The 19399-nt window shown below is 54.8% G+C and carries 21 protein-coding genes and 1 pseudogene; 11 read left to right on the forward strand and 11 right to left on the reverse strand.

Translation table 11 applies throughout. The annotated features are described in order from the left end of the window. From FT726_RS21135 to FT726_RS21155, 5 genes are all read left to right on the forward strand, one after another. A partial coding sequence (locus tag FT726_RS21135; protein WP_346303392.1) for an AI-2E family transporter occupies positions 1–492 on the forward strand: 492 nt, incomplete at its 5' end. 264 nt (positions 493–756) lie between these two features. Next, positions 757–1917 (forward strand): diguanylate phosphodiesterase, encoded by a 1161-nt coding sequence (locus FT726_RS21140; protein WP_346303393.1) that lies wholly within the window; start codon positions 757–759, stop codon positions 1915–1917. A 66-nt stretch (positions 1918–1983) separates the two neighbouring features. Next, entirely contained in the window at positions 1984–2265 is a 282-nt protein-coding gene (locus tag FT726_RS21145) for a hypothetical protein (RefSeq protein WP_088516275.1), read from the forward strand. Positions 2266–2445: 180 nt separating this feature from the next. Further along, positions 2446–2706, forward strand: a complete 261-nt coding sequence (locus FT726_RS21150) for a hypothetical protein (protein WP_021508609.1) — start codon at positions 2446–2448, stop codon at positions 2704–2706. An 80-nt stretch (positions 2707–2786) separates the two neighbouring features. Next, positions 2787–2984, forward strand: a complete 198-nt coding sequence (locus tag FT726_RS21155) for a hypothetical protein (protein ID WP_021508610.1) — start codon at positions 2787–2789, stop codon at positions 2982–2984. A gap of 32 nt (positions 2985–3016) precedes the next feature. On the opposite strand, the gene FT726_RS21160 is transcribed toward FT726_RS21155, so the two are convergent. From FT726_RS21160 to ycgZ, 3 genes are all read right to left on the reverse strand, one after another. Further along, positions 3017–3283, reverse strand: coding sequence for a biofilm development regulator YmgB/AriR family protein (locus FT726_RS21160; protein WP_058757917.1), 267 nt, complete (start codon positions 3281–3283; stop codon positions 3017–3019). 134 nt (positions 3284–3417) lie between these two features. Next, on the reverse strand, positions 3418–3687 hold the full coding sequence (locus FT726_RS21165) for a hypothetical protein (RefSeq protein WP_288422848.1): 270 nt from the start codon (positions 3685–3687) through the stop codon (positions 3418–3420). Positions 3688–3786: 99 nt separating this feature from the next. Next, on the reverse strand, positions 3787–4029 hold the full coding sequence (gene ycgZ / locus FT726_RS21170) for a regulatory protein YcgZ (RefSeq protein WP_021508613.1): 243 nt from the start codon (positions 4027–4029) through the stop codon (positions 3787–3789). A 312-nt stretch (positions 4030–4341) separates the two neighbouring features. Between ycgZ and FT726_RS21175 the strand changes: the two genes are divergently transcribed. Further along, a complete protein-coding gene (locus FT726_RS21175) occupies positions 4342–4581 on the forward strand; it encodes a biofilm development regulator YmgB/AriR family protein (protein ID WP_021508614.1) in 240 nt (79 codons plus the stop codon). A gap of 221 nt (positions 4582–4802) precedes the next feature. Here the strand turns inward: FT726_RS21175 and FT726_RS21180 are convergent, their stop codons facing one another. Together FT726_RS21180 and FT726_RS21185 are read right to left on the reverse strand one after the other, a co-directional pair. Next, complete coding sequence (locus tag FT726_RS21180) at positions 4803–5063, reverse strand: hypothetical protein (protein ID WP_031279895.1); 261 nt, start codon at positions 5061–5063, stop codon at positions 4803–4805. Between the two features lie 198 nt (positions 5064–5261). After that, entirely contained in the window at positions 5262–6725 is a 1464-nt protein-coding gene (locus FT726_RS21185) for a sugar porter family MFS transporter (RefSeq protein WP_346303394.1), read from the reverse strand. A 342-nt stretch (positions 6726–7067) separates the two neighbouring features. Here FT726_RS21185 and FT726_RS21190 point away from each other — a divergent pair, with 342 nt between their 5' ends. Continuing rightward, positions 7068–7643, forward strand: a complete 576-nt coding sequence (locus tag FT726_RS21190) for a TetR/AcrR family transcriptional regulator (protein ID WP_215480094.1) — start codon at positions 7068–7070, stop codon at positions 7641–7643. A gap of 23 nt (positions 7644–7666) precedes the next feature. Here the strand turns inward: FT726_RS21190 and FT726_RS21195 are convergent, their stop codons facing one another. Then, positions 7667–8407, reverse strand: coding sequence for a BPL-N domain-containing protein (locus tag FT726_RS21195; protein WP_346303395.1), 741 nt, complete (start codon positions 8405–8407; stop codon positions 7667–7669). A gap of 239 nt (positions 8408–8646) precedes the next feature. Beyond that, entirely contained in the window at positions 8647–9102 is a 456-nt protein-coding gene (locus FT726_RS21200) for a MarR family winged helix-turn-helix transcriptional regulator (protein ID WP_215480093.1), read from the reverse strand. Between the two features lie 77 nt (positions 9103–9179). Here FT726_RS21200 and FT726_RS21205 point away from each other — a divergent pair, with 77 nt between their 5' ends. Both FT726_RS21205 and FT726_RS21210 read left to right on the forward strand, forming a co-directional pair. Then, positions 9180–10259 (forward strand): NAD(P)/FAD-dependent oxidoreductase, encoded by a 1080-nt coding sequence (locus tag FT726_RS21205; RefSeq protein WP_346303396.1) that lies wholly within the window; start codon positions 9180–9182, stop codon positions 10257–10259. A gap of 390 nt (positions 10260–10649) precedes the next feature. Then, positions 10650–13883, forward strand: a complete 3234-nt coding sequence (locus FT726_RS21210) for an autotransporter domain-containing protein (RefSeq protein WP_288422856.1) — start codon at positions 10650–10652, stop codon at positions 13881–13883. Positions 13884–14143: 260 nt separating this feature from the next. Here the strand turns inward: FT726_RS21210 and FT726_RS21215 are convergent, their stop codons facing one another. From FT726_RS21215 to FT726_RS21225, 3 genes are all read right to left on the reverse strand, one after another. Beyond that, positions 14144–14365 carry a hypothetical protein gene (locus tag FT726_RS21215; RefSeq protein ID WP_136545622.1) on the reverse strand — a complete coding sequence of 74 codons (222 nt, stop codon included), beginning with the start codon at positions 14363–14365 and terminating at the stop codon, positions 14144–14146. 150 nt (positions 14366–14515) lie between these two features. Beyond that, positions 14516–14941, reverse strand: coding sequence for a cell envelope integrity TolA C-terminal domain-containing protein (locus tag FT726_RS21220; RefSeq protein ID WP_346303397.1), 426 nt, complete (start codon positions 14939–14941; stop codon positions 14516–14518). Positions 14942–15301: 360 nt separating this feature from the next. Next, on the reverse strand, positions 15302–16846 hold the full coding sequence (locus tag FT726_RS21225) for a methyl-accepting chemotaxis protein (protein WP_058769414.1): 1545 nt from the start codon (positions 16844–16846) through the stop codon (positions 15302–15304). 812 nt (positions 16847–17658) lie between these two features. Between FT726_RS21225 and FT726_RS21230 the strand changes: the two are divergent. After that, positions 17659–17796 (forward strand): annotated as a pseudogene (locus FT726_RS21230) (integrase); the annotation flags it as partial. 1054 nt (positions 17797–18850) lie between these two features. Then, entirely contained in the window at positions 18851–19069 is a 219-nt protein-coding gene (locus FT726_RS21235) for a hypothetical protein (RefSeq protein ID WP_152391266.1), read from the forward strand. Positions 19070–19125: 56 nt separating this feature from the next. Here FT726_RS21235 and FT726_RS21240 read toward each other — a convergent pair. After that, a partial coding sequence (locus FT726_RS21240; RefSeq protein WP_346303398.1) for a VIT1/CCC1 transporter family protein occupies positions 19126–19399 on the reverse strand: 274 nt, incomplete at its 5' end.

Here is a 19399-nt window from a genome sequence, read left to right on the forward strand (position 1 = left end):
GCCGCTGTATCGCGCGCGACGGTCAAGGGCACGGTGGTGGTGGCCGTGGTTCAGGGGGTGCTGGGTGGCTTTGCCTTCTGGATCACCGACATCGACGGCAGCCTGCTGTGGGGCGCGCTGATGGCGTTCCTGTCGCTGATTCCGGCAGTCGGCTCGGCTATCGTCTGGGTGCCAGCGGCCATCTTCTTCTTCGCCACCGGTGCGCTGTGGAAAGGCCTGTTCCTGGTGAGCTTTTTCGTTATCGTGGTCGGGCTGGTGGACAATATCCTGCGTCCGCTGCTGGTCGGCAAAGATACCAAAATGCCGGATTACCTGATCCTGATTGCCACGCTGGGCGGCATGGAAGTGTACGGCATCAACGGCTTCGTGATTGGCCCCTTGATCGCTGCACTGTTCATCGCCTGCTGGAATCTGCTCTCCGGCCGCGACAACCGGGAAAACGTCGAAGAGATCGACGAAGAGTTTATCGAAGAGGGTAAAACTCGCGAGTAGCAGCGGTATAACAGCTAAAGACCTGCTGACGGGCCACTATCGCTCACTGGCAGGCTTATCCGAAGCGGCGCTTTAAAGCGCCGCTTGTCTTTTCAGCGCGGCCGCCAGGCTGTCACGCTCAGCACCTTTTCCGACCTTTGACTCGCGCCTTCCCCCTTTTACCGGGCTCAAACAGCCGCCAGGCAGCGCTCAGCCCGGACGTTTCACAATTTAACCCATGCTGCTAAGGTGTCAGAGGACAATCGCGACAATCTGGAGCGTATAATGCTTACAACAATAATTTATCGCAGCCACATCTCTGAAGATGTTCCCGTCAATATCCTGCCGGAGATGGTGGCAAAAGCGAGTCTGCTCAATGCTGAGCATCATGTTACCGGCATCCTGCTGTTTAACGGCACGCACTTTTTTCAAATCCTGGAAGGGCCGGAGCACGGCGTTCTGGCAATCTACGCCCGCATCTGTGGCGACCGGCGTCATCACAATGTGGTCGAGCTGATGCGCGACTACTCGCCTTCGCGGCGTTTCGGTAATGCCGGCATGGAGCTGTTCGATTTGCGTAATCACCACAGCGGCAGTGTGCTGCAGGCGGTGCTTGATCGCGGCACGTCGAAATATCAGCTGACCTATGACGATCGCGGGCTACAGTTCCTCAGAACCTTTGTCGAAGCGCGTGAAAAAGAGAACTACTTTGAAGTGCCGCCGGCTGATTACTGGGAGTTCATCCCCGCAGAAGGGCAATCTCCCGCGCCGGCCAGTGGCGTCACTTTCCGCCCTGTGGTTGATCCCCTTGGCCGTGAAGTGACGGCCATTGAGGCGATTCCGCACGCGCAACTCGCCGGACTTGGGGAACATGAGCGTTACACTCATGACCTCAACGTGGTGACAGACGCACTGCATAAAGCCGGCCAGGCCTGTCCCGATGGCATGACGCTGTATATCAGTATCCTGCCGATGACGCTGGTTTATCTTCCCGATGCGGTAAGTCAGCTGGTCAGCGCCATCGCGCAGGCGGAGCTGGTGCCGCAGCAAATCATTCTTGGCGTGAGCGAAACGGAAGTCATCTCCCGGCTCGAAGACTTTTCCACGGCGGTCAGACAGCTGAAAGAGGCTGGCATCAGCCTTTCAATTGATAACTTCGGCGACGGCTCGGCCGGTCTCTCTTTACTGGCGCACGTCCAGCCTGACCGGGTACGTATCGGCGCGAATATTGTTCGTGATATTCACCGTAGCGGCCCGAAGCAGGCGGTGATGCAGGCGGTCATCCGCTGTTGTTCGGCGCTGGAAATCAACGTCATTGCGGCCGGCATTGAGCGTCCCGAAGAGTGGATGTGGCTGGAGGCGGCCGGGATCATCGATTTCCAGGGCAGCCTGTTTACGCCTGAGGGCGGCGCCGTGGCATGGCCTGAGAGCCGCGAGGCGATCTGAAAGCGGTTAAGCCTGACGACGCAGAACCTCTGAAGAGATAAAACGTCAGGCTCACAGGAGAAGACAATGCTGAGCGATGCCCGACTGCAGTTTATATCCAGCCATCCGGAGGAGAACGAACCGGAGGCGGTCTCCATGGCGCGCGAGTTACTTCGGTACCGCAGTGCGCTGGCGCAGCCATGGGCTGTGGTGGAGGCGCTGGGTGTGAAGTACGTGGAGGACGGTAACGGGGCGATGATCTGGCCGGCGCGTTACTGCGAACGCGGCGACACCTTACTTTATCGTCTGGATCAGGCGGCTTCAGAGGTTAGCGGGCGCGCTGAAGCCGCGGAACCCGTCAGAAAGTAGCGCCGTGATGGCCGGCGCGAATGCAAATACCATTCTCTTTGCAACGCTGGCAACTCAATATGCTGATCATTGCGCCGATAACCCGCGTCGGGCATCTTTTAGCGGAGTTTGATGTGCTCAATGTGTCCGGGTGAGATTCCTGTGGTAAGCTCATTGCCCTAACCGCAGCCGGACAGACTGATGAAAAACAATTTTGACGATAAAATGGCGGATATCATCATCGGAGAAGCCGTAACGGCGTTACTCGATGATAACGTCGCCATAAGCTGGGCGGCCCTTAACGACAGGCTGCAGGCAATGCTTGACCGCGAAACAGACAGTGACCGCATTCGTGCTGTGCTGCGTGTCATTGAGGACGTCAGACGGGAAATGGAGATGAGCGCGGTGAAGAAAGAGGCGTTCACTGCCGGGCATTTTTCTTTTTCCGGCAAGCTGCACTGATCGCTGCCTGACAATCTGCCGCGCCTGACGCTGTGGTTTCTGCTATACTGTATGCTTATCCACCAACGGATGGAGGTCATTTGAGCGATGACACTACCGCCGAAGATATCTACGCCGTTATTGGAACGGTTGTGGCGCGCCTTCTTAAGCCGGACCAGCACCTGACACTTCAGGACATTACCCATGCACTGCATCATCTTGGCGAAACGGCAAGCGAAGATGAACTGCGGCAGGCCTGTTTAAACGCCATCAGTATGCTTGTGAAGCAGATGCACTAAGCTTAATCTACTGCTCCGGCTTACTAACCTTTTCAGAACCCTTCATCATCCGGCGTTCTGCCAACCACGATTTCAAGCACGTTGCGCAGTACATCCAGTTTGACAATATCGGTGGTCATCTCAAGCTCTGAGATGAGATACAGGATGATGGTTTTGCTCGTCACTTTTTGGCCATGGATGACGATGTCGCGAATCACGGCATCCAGTGCCGCGGCTTCGGCCGCATAGCGCTCACCGCCGCTGCGAAAATGGTGAATTAGGGCCGCTTCAGCGCTGAATGAGTGTTCATTGGTTTGCATGTGTAGTTATCCGTAAACCGGGCGCTGCTGACAGCCCGGTGGTCGCCAAAAAAATCGGCCATCCTGAGATGGCCGTGTTATGCCGGGCGTCCTGCCACACTCCGGTTAATCACGAGATCGTATCGTCCCTGTCATTAATGCTTTTTACCAGCCCTGGGTTGTGACATCCCGCCCAGAGCAGCCATCGGCTTTTCACGATTTTCCCGGGCTGCTGACTGCATCTGCAGCTCCCTGATGGCGATCCTGATCGCCTCCAGACGGTCGGGATTAAATTCCTCTGCGGCCATTGACCGGAGCCGGGCTGAAACGGTCACCACATTGATTCGTTCATTATTATCGAGCAGCCTGACCACCGCCTCGCCCAGAACGATTTCGGTTAAACGTTCAATTTGACTTCTCTGCATGCCCACCCCCTGCGGGACTGTGCCCTTTCGGACAAGTGGCTGACCCTTCCCGGGTCATAAAGCGCATGCTGCAGGTACCACCGATTATCCCTTTTCGTATCAGCGTTCAAACAGCATGCCAATCAGCGTCTGGTAATGACGCTCTTCTTCATAATTTGCCGCGACCTCAAGGCGTCTCAGCAGTTTGGTGCAGATCGCCTTACGGTTGAGGTTTTTTCCTGCGCGCAGGATCTCAACGACAATCTGCCCCAGCGTTTCCTGCTGAGTAGGTGCTGTCGCTCTGCTGAAATAGCGGGCAATCTCACTGGCGCTGTCTGGAAATTTTGCAACATTCTGACGCATGATGAACCCCTCGAATGGTTAAAATACCGTCGCTTCTCTCTGTGCGTAAACTTATACAAAGAAATAAAACTTGTACAGCAATACTGTTTCTGTATTAGCTACGTTCTTGTGCAAAAAATGCTAACACCTTAATCTCAGGGGCTTACGCGCTGAAATAACCGGCATGATGGCTGGGTTCAGCGGCAGGAAAAACGGTATCGGTTTGGACAACCCGCTGATTTCCTGACACGGGGAGAGGATTGTTGCTGTACAGACGATATCGTATCGGTTACTTTGCGCCCTACAAGATGATCGTGTGCTGCAGGTGGACAAATGAGAAACAACGGGCTGCCGCCTTGTCACAATACCGGACTAGCCGGTTACTTCAGTCAGGTCACCGATCCCCGCCAGATTGCGCTACTGGGACGCATCACCGTTGAAATTTTGCGTCAGGAACGTCGGCTGACGCGCACCGCGATCTGCCTCAAGCTTATCGGGCACATCAATGACACGGACGATGACGTCGAAGCGGAACAGGCACGTTCCCTGCTGGCGATGCTGTTTGGTCGCTGATCGTTTGATTCATCCGCTCACCTTCAGCGCGTTGCACATCCGTCGCTAAAGCCCGCATCCGTTGCCACATGCCGCGTTGCCGAAAATCGTTAATACGAGGTTTGATGGTGGTGAAGACGTCATCCCTGACAGTTTTCTCCGGCCGGTACACGCTAACGCGCGTCCGATGAGGTCATCTACGTTGTCGTCTTCCGGCCAGAGCCGGACTACGTCTTATGGCGTCAGTTCTTCTCGTCGTTCAGGCCTGCAAGCGTCTGCAGGTACGGCACATGGATCGCGGCCTGCTCAGGCTCATCAAAGCTTCTGAGCCAGCCGATCGCCTCTGAAATCGCGGACAGACGTGTGTCGCTGCCGCCAGCGCGTTTCATGTGTCTGAGCTCGTCGATAAGCGTATTAACGCTGATCTTCTTTTTGCCCAAAGCCAGGCTCAGTGCCGCTTCGCCAATAATGACGTGCCCTTTCCCGTCGTGTTGAATAGACAAATTTACTTCCTCCATTTCACGTTGATGAGAACCTCACGTCACACTGTAGACCCTATTGAGCGAACCGGTGCAGGCAAGTTCTGAAATGAAGCCTGTAACAGGATTTATTTAACGAGCATGAAAAATGCCGCGGCGGGTGCCGCGACAAAGGTTTCTGTCGGCAGGCGCTGGCGCAACCTGCCTCAGCACGACGACGATTCAGCCTGATGACGCGGCTTGATCCGCAGGTTCACCAAAATGCTCGCGCATGTGGGATTCAATTTCTTCCAGTGATTTCCCCCGGGTTTCCGGCAACATCACGGCAATAAACATCAGGGAAGCCACGTTGATTGCGGCAAAGATAAAGAACGCCTTATTACCCACCAGCGACAGCAGAGGCGGAAACGCCAGCGCCACCACGGCGTTGCATATCCACTGAAACGCCACCGCTGAACCGGTTAATACCCCGCGAACTTTCATCGGAAACAACTCCGACATCAGCAGCCAGTAAACCGGGGAAATGCACATCTGCATAAAGAACAGGAACACCAGAATACACGCCAGCGCCAGCAGGCTTTGCGTCAGGCTTTGCGGCATGAGAACCAGCACCGCGCCCAGCGCCAGCTGCATCGCAATCACCACCGCCAGCCCGGTCATCAGCATCGGGCGCCGGCCGAAATGACTGATGGCTTTAATGCCGGCAAAGGTGGCCAATACTGATACCACACCGTTGCCGATAGTGGCCGCAATCGAAGCACTGGTGCCCAGCCCGGTACTTTTCAGAATGACTGGCGTGTAATACATGAAGGCGTTGACGCCGGTAAACTGCGCGACGATGCCCATGCCGCAGCCCAGCAGCAGCAGACGCACAATCCATTTCTCTTTTAACAGTTCGCGCGCGGGTGGCCCCTGACGGGCTTCACGGGCATTCTGCCGCATCTCTGCCATCTCTTTTTTAATCTCGCGCGGATTTTCCCGCAGTTTGCGCAGGATACGCAGCGCCTCATTGAAGCGCCCTTCCGCCACCATCCAGTGCGGTGAGGCCGGGACAAAAAAGGTACCAATAAACAGCAGAATGCCGGGGATCATCGCCAGCGACAGCATATAGCGCCACATGCCCGGATCGTGCAGTAACAAACTCATGGCGGCGCTGACGACATAAGCCAGCAGTTGCCCTGACACAATCATCAGTTCGTTGCGGCTGACCAGCGGTGCCCGGCGCTTAGGCCCGGCAATTTCAGCGATAAAGACCGGAACCGTTGACGATCCGCCGCCCACCGCGAAACCCAGAATAAAGCGCATCACCACCATGATTTCCAGATTCGGCGCAACCGTGGTGCCTAACGCCCCGGCAATGAACAACAGGGCAAGGCTGCGTAACGTGATACGGCGACCAAAGCGGTCCGAGACATAACCGCTGATGAACGCGCCGAGCGCGGAGCCAAAGGTGAGCGCAGAGGTCACCAGCCCTTCAGTAAATGGCGTGAGATCGAGACCGCCCTGCGCGGCGGGCAGCGTCATGTAGGGCAGCGCGCCGGAAATAATGCCGGTGTCGTAGCCAAACGCGAGCGCGCCCATCGTGGCGACTAACACCACAAAAAACAGGCGCTGCTGAACAGTAAACGTCAGGCTGCCGCTATCATCGGATTGAGACTGCGAAGGATTGTGCTTGCTATCGTCCATGGGTGATTCAAGACCTGGTCAATGACGGGATAATAAGGAGGTTTGAGTATAGTCAGAAACGAGAAAGTGTGAGGCCGGTCACGATTTTTACCGGATGGCGACTGATTAAAATTCCGCACCGCCCTGACTGCACAGCGCATGTTTGCGCCGCAGCCGCGCGCTCGCACTGCGCTCAAATCCTGGCTGGCCTGCTGAAATCCCACCCCCGACAGGGGGAAAATTTTCTGCTAAGGTACGCTGGCTGGTTAAAGAGAAACACGCTAAGGCGTAACGCAGAAAGGCAGGTCCGGCGACAGGTTGCTGAATTAACGTTCAGGAAAACGGTGTCTTTTAAGGTTGAACGTGAAAAAAGAAACGGTTAAGAAAAATATCATTCTCGCGGCGCTGCAGCTGTTTCGGGAGCGCGGCTTCAACAATGTTTCAACCCGCGATCTGACCAATACGCTGGGCATATCCCGCAGCCACATCTACCACTATTTCAAAAACTGGGATGCGCTGAGGCTGGACTCGATTGCTTTCATGCTGGATGAGGACGTTGCCGCTTTCTCTGCAGAGAGTGAAAAGAGGGATGATTCACAGCATGACACCTTTTTTCGTGCGCTGGTGGATTATCTCCTGCCAGACGGGCCGGCTTCTCACTGGTTGATCTACCTCGAGTTGTGGCCGCTGGCGGCAAGGGATAAGCAATTTGAGCAGCTGCTGCTCTCCAGCACGCAGACGTGGACGGCGATCATCCGTCAGGGCTTATCCGGCCAGGCATTTAGCCACCTCAGCGAAGCAGGTAAAGACGAGGTGGCGCGTAATCTTCACGCCCTGATTGACGGTTATTCAAGCGCGCTTATTCTTAACTACTCTGCGGATAAGCGGACACATTTTTTTCTTGAGATAATGGCCGCCTTGCAGAAACTTTGTCGCTAGCGGGGATTTTTCCACATAGCCGCTTACCTCCCGGGCTTTAAATCATTAATCAGTCTGGCCATCTTGCTGCCGGCTGAGGTGTAGGCCGGATTGTTTTTCTCCGGCGCCATCCAGCTTTCATCCGCTTCCGGATGCGGTCCGCTCAGGAGCACCGTGCCTTTACCGTAAGTATATTTCGCCAGCGCGATATCACCGTTGGCATAGCGCGCCAGAGCGACGAAGCCGTGCGCGTCTTCGGCATTCAGGTAAGGACCATCCTGATAATAAAATTTTTCGGTTTTCCCCTGCCAGACAACATCGACAACGTAATCGCCTTCGTCGGGTATGTTAGTCCCCTTGCGCATGACTTCAGAGTACAGCGATGAGGGGATCAGCCCCAGCCAGTTTTCATCGGCCAGATACGCGCCCATGCACAATCCGAGAAAGCTTTTTCCATTGCGGACAAATTTGCGTATGGCCTCAGCCCCTTCGTCGCCCAGCGCAGCAAAGGCGCCGGGGATGTCCTGCCCGCCTCCGGGCTGGATGTAAACATCAAAACTGGCGAGGTTATCCTGCGTGACCTTTATTTTTTCCTGCTCTCCGACATAAGCGATGTCCAGCGGCAGACCGCTCTGTTCCAGCGCTTTACGGACCATTTCTGAGCAGCCCGGACAGCCCGCACCGGCGCGATAGATAGCGACATGGGTGACGGCAGCACTGGCCATATTCGCGGTGGCTAACCCGCCGGCAAGCAGAATGGCAGCATACGTCAGAAGGTTCTTCATCAGATAACGCCAGAAACGGGAGGAGGCTCTCAGTAACATTGTTTTCACCATCAGCGGCAGGACCAGGCTCAAAATTAGAGCGACCGCTCAATTTAGAGCTAGCCTGAAGAGGCTGTCAACAGCCTGACAGCGCGAAAAACACAAGCCACTGATTTAATTACTCTTTAACATGCTCCCGTCAACGGCTGCCGCGATTGTGCCGGTTGCAGAAGGAGTGTCTGAAGCTGATCGGCCGGGAATTATTCGATAAAACCGCTGGCTGACTGCCGTAACCGCCCGGTGATGGCGATCAGCCCTTCGATGTCTTCCGGCGTCAGCAAATCGAGGAAATTTCGCCGCACGCCCGCGGCATGTATCGGCCGCGCTGTAGCAAGCAGCTGGCTCCCGGCCTCTGTCATGCGGACTGAAATCCCTGCGCGAGTCGCGCGGCTGCGCTGTACCAGATCCCGGGCGGTCATACGTGAAAGCTGGTGCGATAGCCGCGACTTGTCCCATTCAAGGTATTCCAGCAGCTCACGCTGCAGCAGTACGCCCTGCGGACTGCGGTTGATTTCCATCAGGATCATGAAATCCGGGCCGGACAACCCGGTCGCCTCATTGATCTCTCTGACAATGCGTCCGGTGATGATTTCAGCAAGCCGGCGATATCCGCGCCATGCCTGCCACTCTGCGTCTGAAATCTCTGTGCTGCCCATTATTTATCCCGTCGCTTAGTTGATATGTCAACTTTGTGATTATACAGTATCCACTTTCGCATTGGGGAAGAAAAGACATGTCGGACAAACTGACTATCGCTATCGTGGGCGGCGGCCCGGCAGGCCTCACGGCGGCCGTGATTCTTCAGCGCCACGGTTTTAACGTGACGGTATTTGAGGATGAGCCGGCGGATGCTGCGCGGAGTCAGGGCGGTTCGCTTGATTTGCATGCTGACAGTGGCCAGGCGGCACTGCGCAGAGCGGGCCTGCTGGAGCAGTTCATCAGTATCGCCAGGCATGAGGATCAGGAAAGCCGGATGCTGAATTACCTTACCGGAGAAGTTGAGGCCGACAGATTCACGCCGGAAGGTGAAATGGATAAACCGGAGATCGATCGCGGCGAGTTGAAAAACCTGCTGCTGAGCGCCCTGTTACCGCAGACCCTGCAGTGGGATCACAAACTGCATTACGTTGACTATGGCCGGCAAAAAGCGCACGGGCTGGTGTTCAGAAACGGCAGGCGCTACGAAGCCGATATCGTGATTGGTGCAGACGGTGCCTGGTCGCGGGTCCGCAGTTACCTGACGCCGGTACGTCCGGTTTATACCGGCATTACCTTTTTCGAAGGCTGGATAGATCACCCGTCCGACCAAATCAACAGCATTGCCGGCAACGGGACCGCGTTCAGTTTTGGCGGTGCGCAGGCGCTGGTCACGCAACGCAACGGCGGCGGGAGGATTTGCGTCTATGCGGCGATGAAGCGCGCCCCTGATGTCATCGATCAACACATAGCCTCCTCCGGCCTCACCGCCTGGGTGCGCGACAGCTACCGCGACTGGGCCGCTTCCCTGCAATTGGTGGTGAACGCCACCGATGACTATGTCAGACGCCCGATTTACAGCCTGCCCGCCGATTTTGGCTGGGCACCACGGCGGGGCATCACCCTGATTGGCGATGCCGCTCACCTGATGCCGCCGGTTGGCGTCGGAGTCAACCTGGCGATGCTTGATGCTTCAGACCTGGCTCTGGCACTGTGCGAGGCCTCGCACCCGCAGAACGGACTGCGCTCTGCGGAGACCCTGATTATGGAACGCGCACGCGACATGATGCCTGATGCAATAGCGGGGTTTCAGAACTGGTTCGATGAGAGAGCCTGAGCCGATGTGACAGCATGAGTTCAGACAACGCACTCGCGTATTATTGCCTAACCCGCGTGATAGCCGGTTTTTACTCCCTTAATTACGCTTTTGTCATCGTCGCTTCCCGGTAACATAAAAAACATAAAAATATTAATCATCTCTGGGTAGCGCATGAATGCTTCTTTAACCGCCGGGCGTATTTACGCCTGGCTGATAACGGCTGCTTTTTTTTGGGGTATCACTCCGTCAGCCTCAGCGTTATCTAACGGCTGTGCTACCGTCAATGCCCTGTCAGGTTCCACCTCTCTGTCCTATAGCGCCAACAGGTATCCTGCCTCGGACTTTACCGCTGGCGACGCGTTGACGCTGAGCTTTACCGACAGCGGTTCTGCTGTGGGCGGCACTCCCATGAACGCCGACAGTCTGAGCGTGGCCCGTTTTGACCTGAGTAATGCTCAGACTTACAACGCCGTAAACTCAACGACAACCTCTTCCCACACCGTGACAATCACCGTGCCGGCCGGCAGTCTGGAGGCCAACGGGCTGGCCGTGCGGGTTACCACCTCGCATGGACAGATCAGTAACCTCGTATTTAACTGTACCAGTGCAACATCGTCATCCAGCGATGCCACGCTGTCAGGCCTGTCATTGTCTGCCGGCGCGCTCTCACCCTCTTTCAGTGCCGCCACCAGCAATTACAGCGCATCAGTTAACTTCGATGTTTCGTCGGTGACGGTAACGCCGGTGGTGAATGAAAGCCATGCCACGGTGACAGTCAATGGCTCATCAGTGGCTTCGGGTTCGGCCTCGCAGGCCATCGCGCTGAACGTCGGAAGCAACACTATTTCCGTGGTGGTGAGCGCGCAGGATGGCACCACCCGCGGGTACAGCATCAGCGTGACCCGTGCAGAAGCGCCGCCAGCGTCGGCAAACAGCAGTTCAACCGTTGCGGCCAACAGCACCAATAACACTATTTCGCTGGCGCTCAGCGGTGGGGCGGCGACGTCGGTAACTCTCGTAACGCCTCCGGCGCACGGTAGCGCCACGGTTTCAGGTACTGACGTGATGTATACGCCGGCAGCAGGTTATTCCGGCAGCGACAGCTTTGTCTGGCATGCCGCAAATGGGGGTGGAACCTCTGCGGATGCTACCGTAGCGCTGACTGTCAGCGCTCCCGCGCTGGCGCTGTCACCGACATCGGGTGCGCTGTCCGCCGCGACGGTCGGCAACACCTGGTCGCAGACGCTCACCGCCTCAGGCGGCACGGCTCCGTATACCTGGAGCAGCACCGCTTTGCCGCCAGGCCTGTCGCTGAACGCATCCGCCGGTACGCTGTCCGGAACGCCCGCAGCGGCAGGAAATTATCACTTCCAGGTCATCGCGACGGACGCCCTAGGCGCCAGCGGCTCCGCCAGCTACACGCTGACTATCAACGCTGCGGCCCCCTCAGCCAGCAACAGTACCGCCACGGTCGCCGCCAACAGCAACAACAATACGCTGCCTCTCAGCCTTTCCGGCGGCGTCGCGACGTCCATCACCATCATTACTCCACCTTCACACGGCAGCATTACCGTATCCGGCACCAGCATAACGTACCAACCTGCTGCAGGATTCTCGGGAAGCGACAGTCTCACTTACACCGCCAGCAACAGTAGCGGAACCTCCAGCAGCGCGCAGGTTTTAATCAGCGTGTCGCAGTCCGTCCTGACGCTTTCGCCACCCGGCGGAACGCTGCAGCCTGCAACCGCCGGCAGCGACTGGACAACAACAGTGACCGCAGCAGGCGGGACGGCTCCCTATTCTTTCAGCGCGCTTAACCTGCCAGCAGGCATCAGCCTGGACAGCCCGACAGGCAAACTCTCAGGCACACCTGAGGCAGCCGGGAATTATCGTTTTCAGATCACCGCAGCAGACAGCCTGGGTAACCGCGGCACAGCCAGTTATACCCTGGCTGTCACGGCAGCTACGCAGTCAGTCCTGCAGCTACAACCCGCAGGCGGTCAGTTGCCACCAGCTGAAGCAGGAAAAATGTACGCACAGACTTTCAGCGTGACGGGAGGAACCGCGCCCTATCGCTGGCTGTCTGGCGGAACGCTGCCTGCGGGCATGGCGTTCGCTGATGGACAGCTCAGCGGTGTGCCACAGGCAGCCGGTAATAGCCAGTTCAGTGTTCAGGTTACCGATGCTGTCGGCGCTACCCTGCGGGTTAATTACACGCTGTCGGTGACGGCTGCCGGGCCTCAGGCCACTGACCACAGCGCCACGCTTGTTGCCGGTCAGTCGGTCATGGTGAACCTGACCAGCGGTGCGACAGGCGGTCCGTTTACCGGTGCGCAGCTGCTTGATCAACCGGAAAGCAGTCTCGGCAAAGCTGAAATACATGCGTCGGGAAGTGAGTTTCAGCTGTTTTTCACCGCAGCCGCACAGGCCAGTGGCAGCGTCGCACTGCGCTATGTGCTGATCGGCCCTGCCGGCACAACACCGCCGGCCAGCGTGACGTTGACGATTACCGCCCGTCCCAACCCTGCGCAGGACGCAGACGTCGTTGGTCTGGTCAGCGCTCAGTATCGTGCCGCGCAGAGTTTCGCTCGCGCGCAGCTACGAAACTTCAGCGACAGGCTGGAACAGTTACACAGCGGCGGCGAACTCCCTTCGGACATCAACGGTATCCGCTTTTCGCTGCCATCGGCTCAGGCAGAGCATGATGCTGACGAGAAAATGTGGGTAACCGCGTGGCAGCAGAAAGCCTTCAATGATCACCGTCCGGCGCAGCCCTCTCTCCCCGCGCTGCCCTTCTCCACCGACAGGCAGGTACAGCGCCTGTCTTACTGGACAGGCGGCTATGTTGATTTTGGTGGTGATAAAGCCGGCGGCGTGCATTTCAGTCATACCACCGTGGGCGTGTCTACCGGTGCCGACTACCGCTTCACTTCCGCCGTCGCGGCAGGATTAGGTATTGGTTTTGGCCGTGACGTCAGCGACATTGGCGACAGCGGCACGCGGACCAACGGGCGCGCATTCAGCACAGCACTGTATGGCAGCTATCATCCAGGGACGTTCTTCGTGGACGGCCTGCTTGGGCATGGCGTGATGGACTTCGATAGCAAACGCGTCATCAACGGCACTTCCAGTGAAGCTCGCGGCAGCCGCTCCGGACGGCAGATTTTCGCCTCGCTGACCTCAGGCTATGAACTGCGAACCACAGATAGCCTGTTGTCACCTTATGGCCGCCTGCAGTATTACCGCACATGGCTTGATGGTTACAGTGAGTCCGGCGCAGGCGCATATAGTCTGGCTTATGCCCCGCAAACGGATTCTCAGATCATTGGTGGCGCCGGGCTGCGCGGTGAACATCGGGTAACGAGCGGTCAAATCGCGCTGCGCTTGCAGGGCCGTTTGGAGTATGCGCAGACACTCAGCAACAATGGTATCGCTCGTGTAGGTTATGCTGATACGGGCAACGACACGTGGCGAGTACCGCTGACCGAGCCGAGCCGCCAGACGTTAACGGCAGGCACCGCGGTCGATTTTCTGCTGCCGCACAATATCACGCCCGGAATCGCTTACCAGGGAACGCTGGGGCTTGATGCACAGCGAACCCGCGACCAGATGATTATGATTCGGGTGAATATTGGATTCTGAGTAGAGAGTTGCGGGGTTGGATAACTTACTGATGAGGCAAAGACTCATCACAAAGCAGAAGACACCAGTTGGAAGCTGCAGCTACTCAGTTCCATACACTGTCGATGTAAAGCCCAGCCTCTGACAGCAAAACCTAAAAAGCGTCCTTCGCGACGCTTTTTCATATTTATAAGACTTATTTCTGGCCAGGGCTAAATCAGACATCGCTCTCAGCCAGTCGCAAAAGATTATCACCCGGCTTTGAATATGCCCGGCGCGGTTTACTGTTGCTGTTGCTTTTGTTCCGCCTCTTTCTGTTTTTTGGCGGCCATGTGGTGGCCCACCGCGCAGCCAGCTGCCGCTCCGGCAACGCCATGATGAACCAGATGACCTGCCACGCCGCCAGCGACAGCGCCTTTCAGGCACCCTTTTGCCTCTGCCTGGGCGCTAACGACTAAAAGAAGGCCTGCCGCTGCCAGGGCCGCAATCCACTGTTTTTTCATTGCCGTAAATCTCCATAAAGATACGTGTTATGTCAGTAATGCTGAGCATAGCCTGGCAGAACTGACGGCGTGATATACAGGGGTTAAACGGTGAACTTTGTTACCTATGGTTACGCTTATGCAGCAACGGTCTGATCAGGACAAAGGCAGTTAGGGCGCAAAACGCACCGGTATCTTTTCTTTCAGATACGCAGGCCGCATGGGAATGGTGTTGGCATCTATCGCCTGCTTTACCGCATCGATAGCAACGGCGCACAGATCAGCATCTCCGCCCTGCGCAGTGACGTTTGTCGGTGGCTGGCCTAAGGGTTGCGTAATGACCAAATCACAGGTCTTACCGTGATATAAATTCGCGTCAAAAAACCGATACTGTATTGCGGAAACGGCCTGACAAAGCCACAGATGGGTATCTTTATTTGCTAATTGCGAGGAGGCTTGCGATTCGCACTGGCTTCTTATCTCGGAAGCGGTTGGAAACCTGAATGACTGCCTTGCTGTTTGTTTAGTATGGGACTGGCAGCCGACTAATAACATGACGGCGATAAGTGAGAGTGTTTTTTTCATCATGGCATCCATGCAAATCATTTATGCATTTATAGCATCCCGGATAGATTGCGGAAACCGTGCCTGCTATCGGGTTGCTTTCGCATTGGCAGCGAATACTCACCCCAGCAACCGACCGCATTCCAGATGTGAGAATAAACAGCGTAACGTCTCAAGCCAATTCGCAGACCCCATCAAAGGTTGCGAAATAAGGCCAGCGTGTTTTGGCCAGCCTGACATGCAGGGATAGGTTTCTGTTGAAAAGTCGGGACGGCTGCAGAATAAATTCAGCAAACATCTTTCTACCCCGCCCGACTCAATCCCCAATATGCACGTAAGTTATTGAGCGTCCTTAGTCTGATTTCTACTCAGGAACGCTCTGCCCTTTTTACGTCAGACACGAAATGTGTCTACCATCCCCCGCAGAGCGTGCGCCTGCTCAGAGAGAGACTGAGACGCCGAAGAGGACTCTTCAACCAGTGCAGCGTTATTCTGCGTGACACCATCCATCTGACTTACCGCAATGCTAACCTGAGAAATGCCCTGCATCTGTTCTGAAGAAGCCAGTGAAATATTATCCATGGCCTCTGCCAGTTCGCCCACCATGCTGACAATCTTCAATATGCTCTGCCCTGTACCTGCTGCCACCTCAACGCCGCTTTCGACCTGCTCAACGGCCTGTTCAATCAGCTGTTTGATGTCGCGAGCAGCATTTGCACTGCGCTGTGCAAGCGTTCTGACTTCACCGGCAACCACGGCAAAACCGCGTCCTTCTTCACCTGCCCGGGCAGCCTCCACGGCTGCGTTGAGCGCCAGAATGTTGGTCTGGAAGGCAATGCTTTCGATCACGGAGGTGATATCCCTTACCTTTGTCGCGCTCAATGAGATCTCATTCATGGTTTCAGACATACGCTGTACGTCGGCCTCACCTGCGCGTGCCAGCGTTGCCGCATCCCGGGCAGACCCAGCGGTCTGCTGCGCGCCGGCCGTATTACTTTTCACGGTGGCGGTAAGCTGCTCCATACTGGCCGCAGTTTCCTGCAGCGCTGCAGCCTGCTCCTCGGTGCGGGATGACAATTCTGTATTGCCCTGTGATATCTCATCCGCTGCCAGCGCCACAGAAGCAGCAGAGTCTTTTATCTTTGATACCAGACCACGCAGGTTTGCCTGCATGCCATCCAGAGAAGCCATCAGGCTGGTACTGTCATTGTTTCGCAGCGTTACAGGCGTCGTCAGGTCGCCAGAAGCAATGGTCGCCGCAAGTGTCTGCGCCTGCACTGGCTCGCCGCCCAGCTGGCGCATCAGTACGCGAATGGTCATAACGCATGTTCCCACTGCCAGCAGTGCTGATGCGGCCGCGAGCAACATCAGTATCAGCGATGCCCGGCGTGTCGCCTGACTGTTGGTTTCAACAGCGGACTGCGTATTTTTCATCTGAACCAGCGTCATGTCATTAAGCGCTTTGAGCAAGGTACTCTGCACCGGGCGCGTGACATTCAGCAGATAGGCAGTGGCTTCCTCGGCACGATTTTCAAGCCCGAGCCGGCCAGCCTGCTTCAGCGACGCAAGTGCAGGCTCCTCAGCTTCAGTAATGCGGCTCATGACTTCCCGCCCCTGCGGTGTTGAATCCTCCTGCATCACCTCAGCCAAAGCCTTGCGGCTGGCTATATACTGCGCTTCTTGTTTTTGTACGCGCTCCCATTCAGGCTTCATTGCCTCAATATCCGTTAAGAGCGCCAGGTTACGAACCGCAATGCCCATATCCCTGATGCTGCCACGCATATCCAGCACCAGCTGATACTTTTTCATTTTGACGTTAACCGCATCGTCCATACCTTTGCTCGCATTACTCAGGGCGTTGAGCGCAATGCCGGTACAGATAATAAAAAGTACAACAAGCAGGCCAAAGCCCGTTGCAAGTCGGGTGGATATTTTCATATTAATTCTCGCTGTAAGTAGATGAGAGTGTCAGATATGAATGTGTTATCGGCATTGTGTGACGCAGATTCATCACCCGGAATGGTTAATTTTAAAATTCATTTCGGACCTGTCGTTCAGATTGACGCAGCTACACATCGCTATATTAGTGACATTCTCAATATAAAATTAACCAACGAATTTTTGAGAGAAATAATTCTTGCATGCAAATAATCAATACCTAGCTCATAACCGTCCGCACCAGGAAATTTTTCACCGATATGCTACCGCTGACACCCTGTTCTTTTCCTGGCGCAATAATTCTGAATCCGCCGAGGGGAAATGGTAAAAACCATTGATTTTAATGAAAAAAATGATGATTGAATTTTCTTCGATTGACCTAAAATCGTGCCAACGTTAAACACCTGTTATCATCCAGCCGTAACGCCACGAAACCAGAACGAGAAAAATAGCCCGCAAAGTTTTTATAAAAGGTTAATTATTATTTACCATCCCCGCTTAACAGGTGACAGGTTGATATTAACGGCCGTAAGTATTTAGCAGGAATGGCCTGACGCGATCCCGAGTCAGGTGCCATAATTATTTCTAAAATATTTTCAATGAATATCGTCATCCGCGCCTGACTGACAGCGGTTCAGAAAATCTGTCTGGCAGGAAACATCGCATCTATCCTGAATGGTCAGGTTAACTTATATAATTCCTGTCTAAAAAGGCATTGCGCGTTGACTGTCAACGAGAATAATTCATCAGGGTGCTTATGCCCCAGTGAGCTGGCGTTTCGCCTTGTCATGTCGTGCTCTGGCATCAGCACAGAGATAGGCGGATGGGAGAGCATCGAAATGGTTCAGCGGTATGCTCACCTGGCACCGAATCATCTGACAGAGCATGCGAGGCAAATTGACGCGATTTTTGGCAGTCGTGTCCCAAATCAGTCCCACGGGAAATTTTGAAGGCTGAAGGAGGTTGTTAAGTGATTGATTTTGTTTGGCACCCCTACAGGATTCAAACGAATACAACAAGCACATGATTTTTAAGAAATATACTGCATTCGATTTTTGTTCATACCCCCATAAATACCCCCAGCTGACCAGTGTCTCAGATATGCCCACTGTTTATAACGAAATAACGAGCTGAATTCAGCGTTCGTAAACAACCTTCCTGCATGAATAAACCTGGTTCGAAAATGATTTGCTTAATAAAGTAGCCCGGCCCTTTGACGCTATTCAGGCTGCATTTCACCACAAACGAATATTTAGGTTCCTTTTGCCAGCGGGTACACAGGTGTGGTGTTTGCATAACCAGGATGGGATCCTCTGGTGACAAATATTGCCGATTTTACGCACATCCGATATAGGCAGCTCAACCTGGCAGGTGAAAACCATTTTTATTAATTAATTTCAGTAACTTAAAAACTGGTCTAATGACACCCCCATAAAAAAAGTGTACAGGTAATCACGTAAATTATTCTTTATTTTCATTGAGTTAAGAGACCTGCCGCCGCCACCATGAAAATGCAAAAATCAGCCGTTTTCCGCGGGGCCGCCGCCTCGTGGACAGGGTACCCTGCCGGGAGGACCCGCTCAATTTTCCACGTCCTGCTGGCCACAGTGATTGATCATCAACAAGCTGTTGGTCGGTTAAGAAAATGAAAGTCAGGCCCGAAAGGGTTTTGCCGAAACAGTGCAAAACCTTCAGGTTGTTGCAATGACTTCTCAGAAAGAGCGAACACTCCAACAAAGCCTAAGCCTTTAATCTGTTCGCGACCGTCACTTTGTCTGCTTTAGGAGAGCTGGAAGCCAGATATTTAATGAATAACTCACTGATTTTATTACGAGTGGTCACAGTGACCACCCGCGTCCTGAAGCTTAATCCAGCCCCCTCGTTTGAGGATAGCCCTGCTCTTCGGCCAGGTATAAATCTGTGAGCTGTTGTTTATATCATCAATTCTCACTTTAAGGATAAAGGCCATTCTGTCAAAGATTTCGTTTTTTATGGCGTCGGGGAATGTTTGATACTTCGCTCACGTCAGCACGCTCAGCCATCATCTGGCTGGCTGGCTGCTCAGGGGATGATTTTTTTCTGAATGAGGTTTTACCCGAAAAGTGCAAAACCCCAGACAGCGGCATTGCCTCTCATTTTGCTAATGCTCAACTGGAACTTAAGTCATTGATTTTTCCATTCGCCGTCACTTTGGCCCCGCCCGGATTGATGTCGACGGAATAGTCGATTAATACCCCTCAGATTTCAGTATCGAGGGGACTAGCGATCTCTCGCCTCACTTACCCTGCAAAATGCCCAAACATCACACCTGTTATTCCTGATAAACCCATCGCCAGGCTACTCCAGAAACTGATGCGAATGATACTGCGCATCACCGGTGCGCCGCCCACGATCGCAGCTAATGCCCCCAGAAATACAAGCGCCAGGAGAGCTGCTAAGACAATAACGGCTATACCTGAATACGTCATTGCCACAATCAAAGGAATCAGCGCACCCGCGGTAAAACTGCCTGCGGAGAACAGCGCAGCCTGAAGTGGCCGTGCACTGAGGGTA

The organism is Pantoea sp. Morm (assembly GCF_016643525.1).
Taxonomy (GTDB): domain Bacteria; phylum Pseudomonadota; class Gammaproteobacteria; order Enterobacterales; family Enterobacteriaceae; genus Pantoea; species Pantoea dispersa.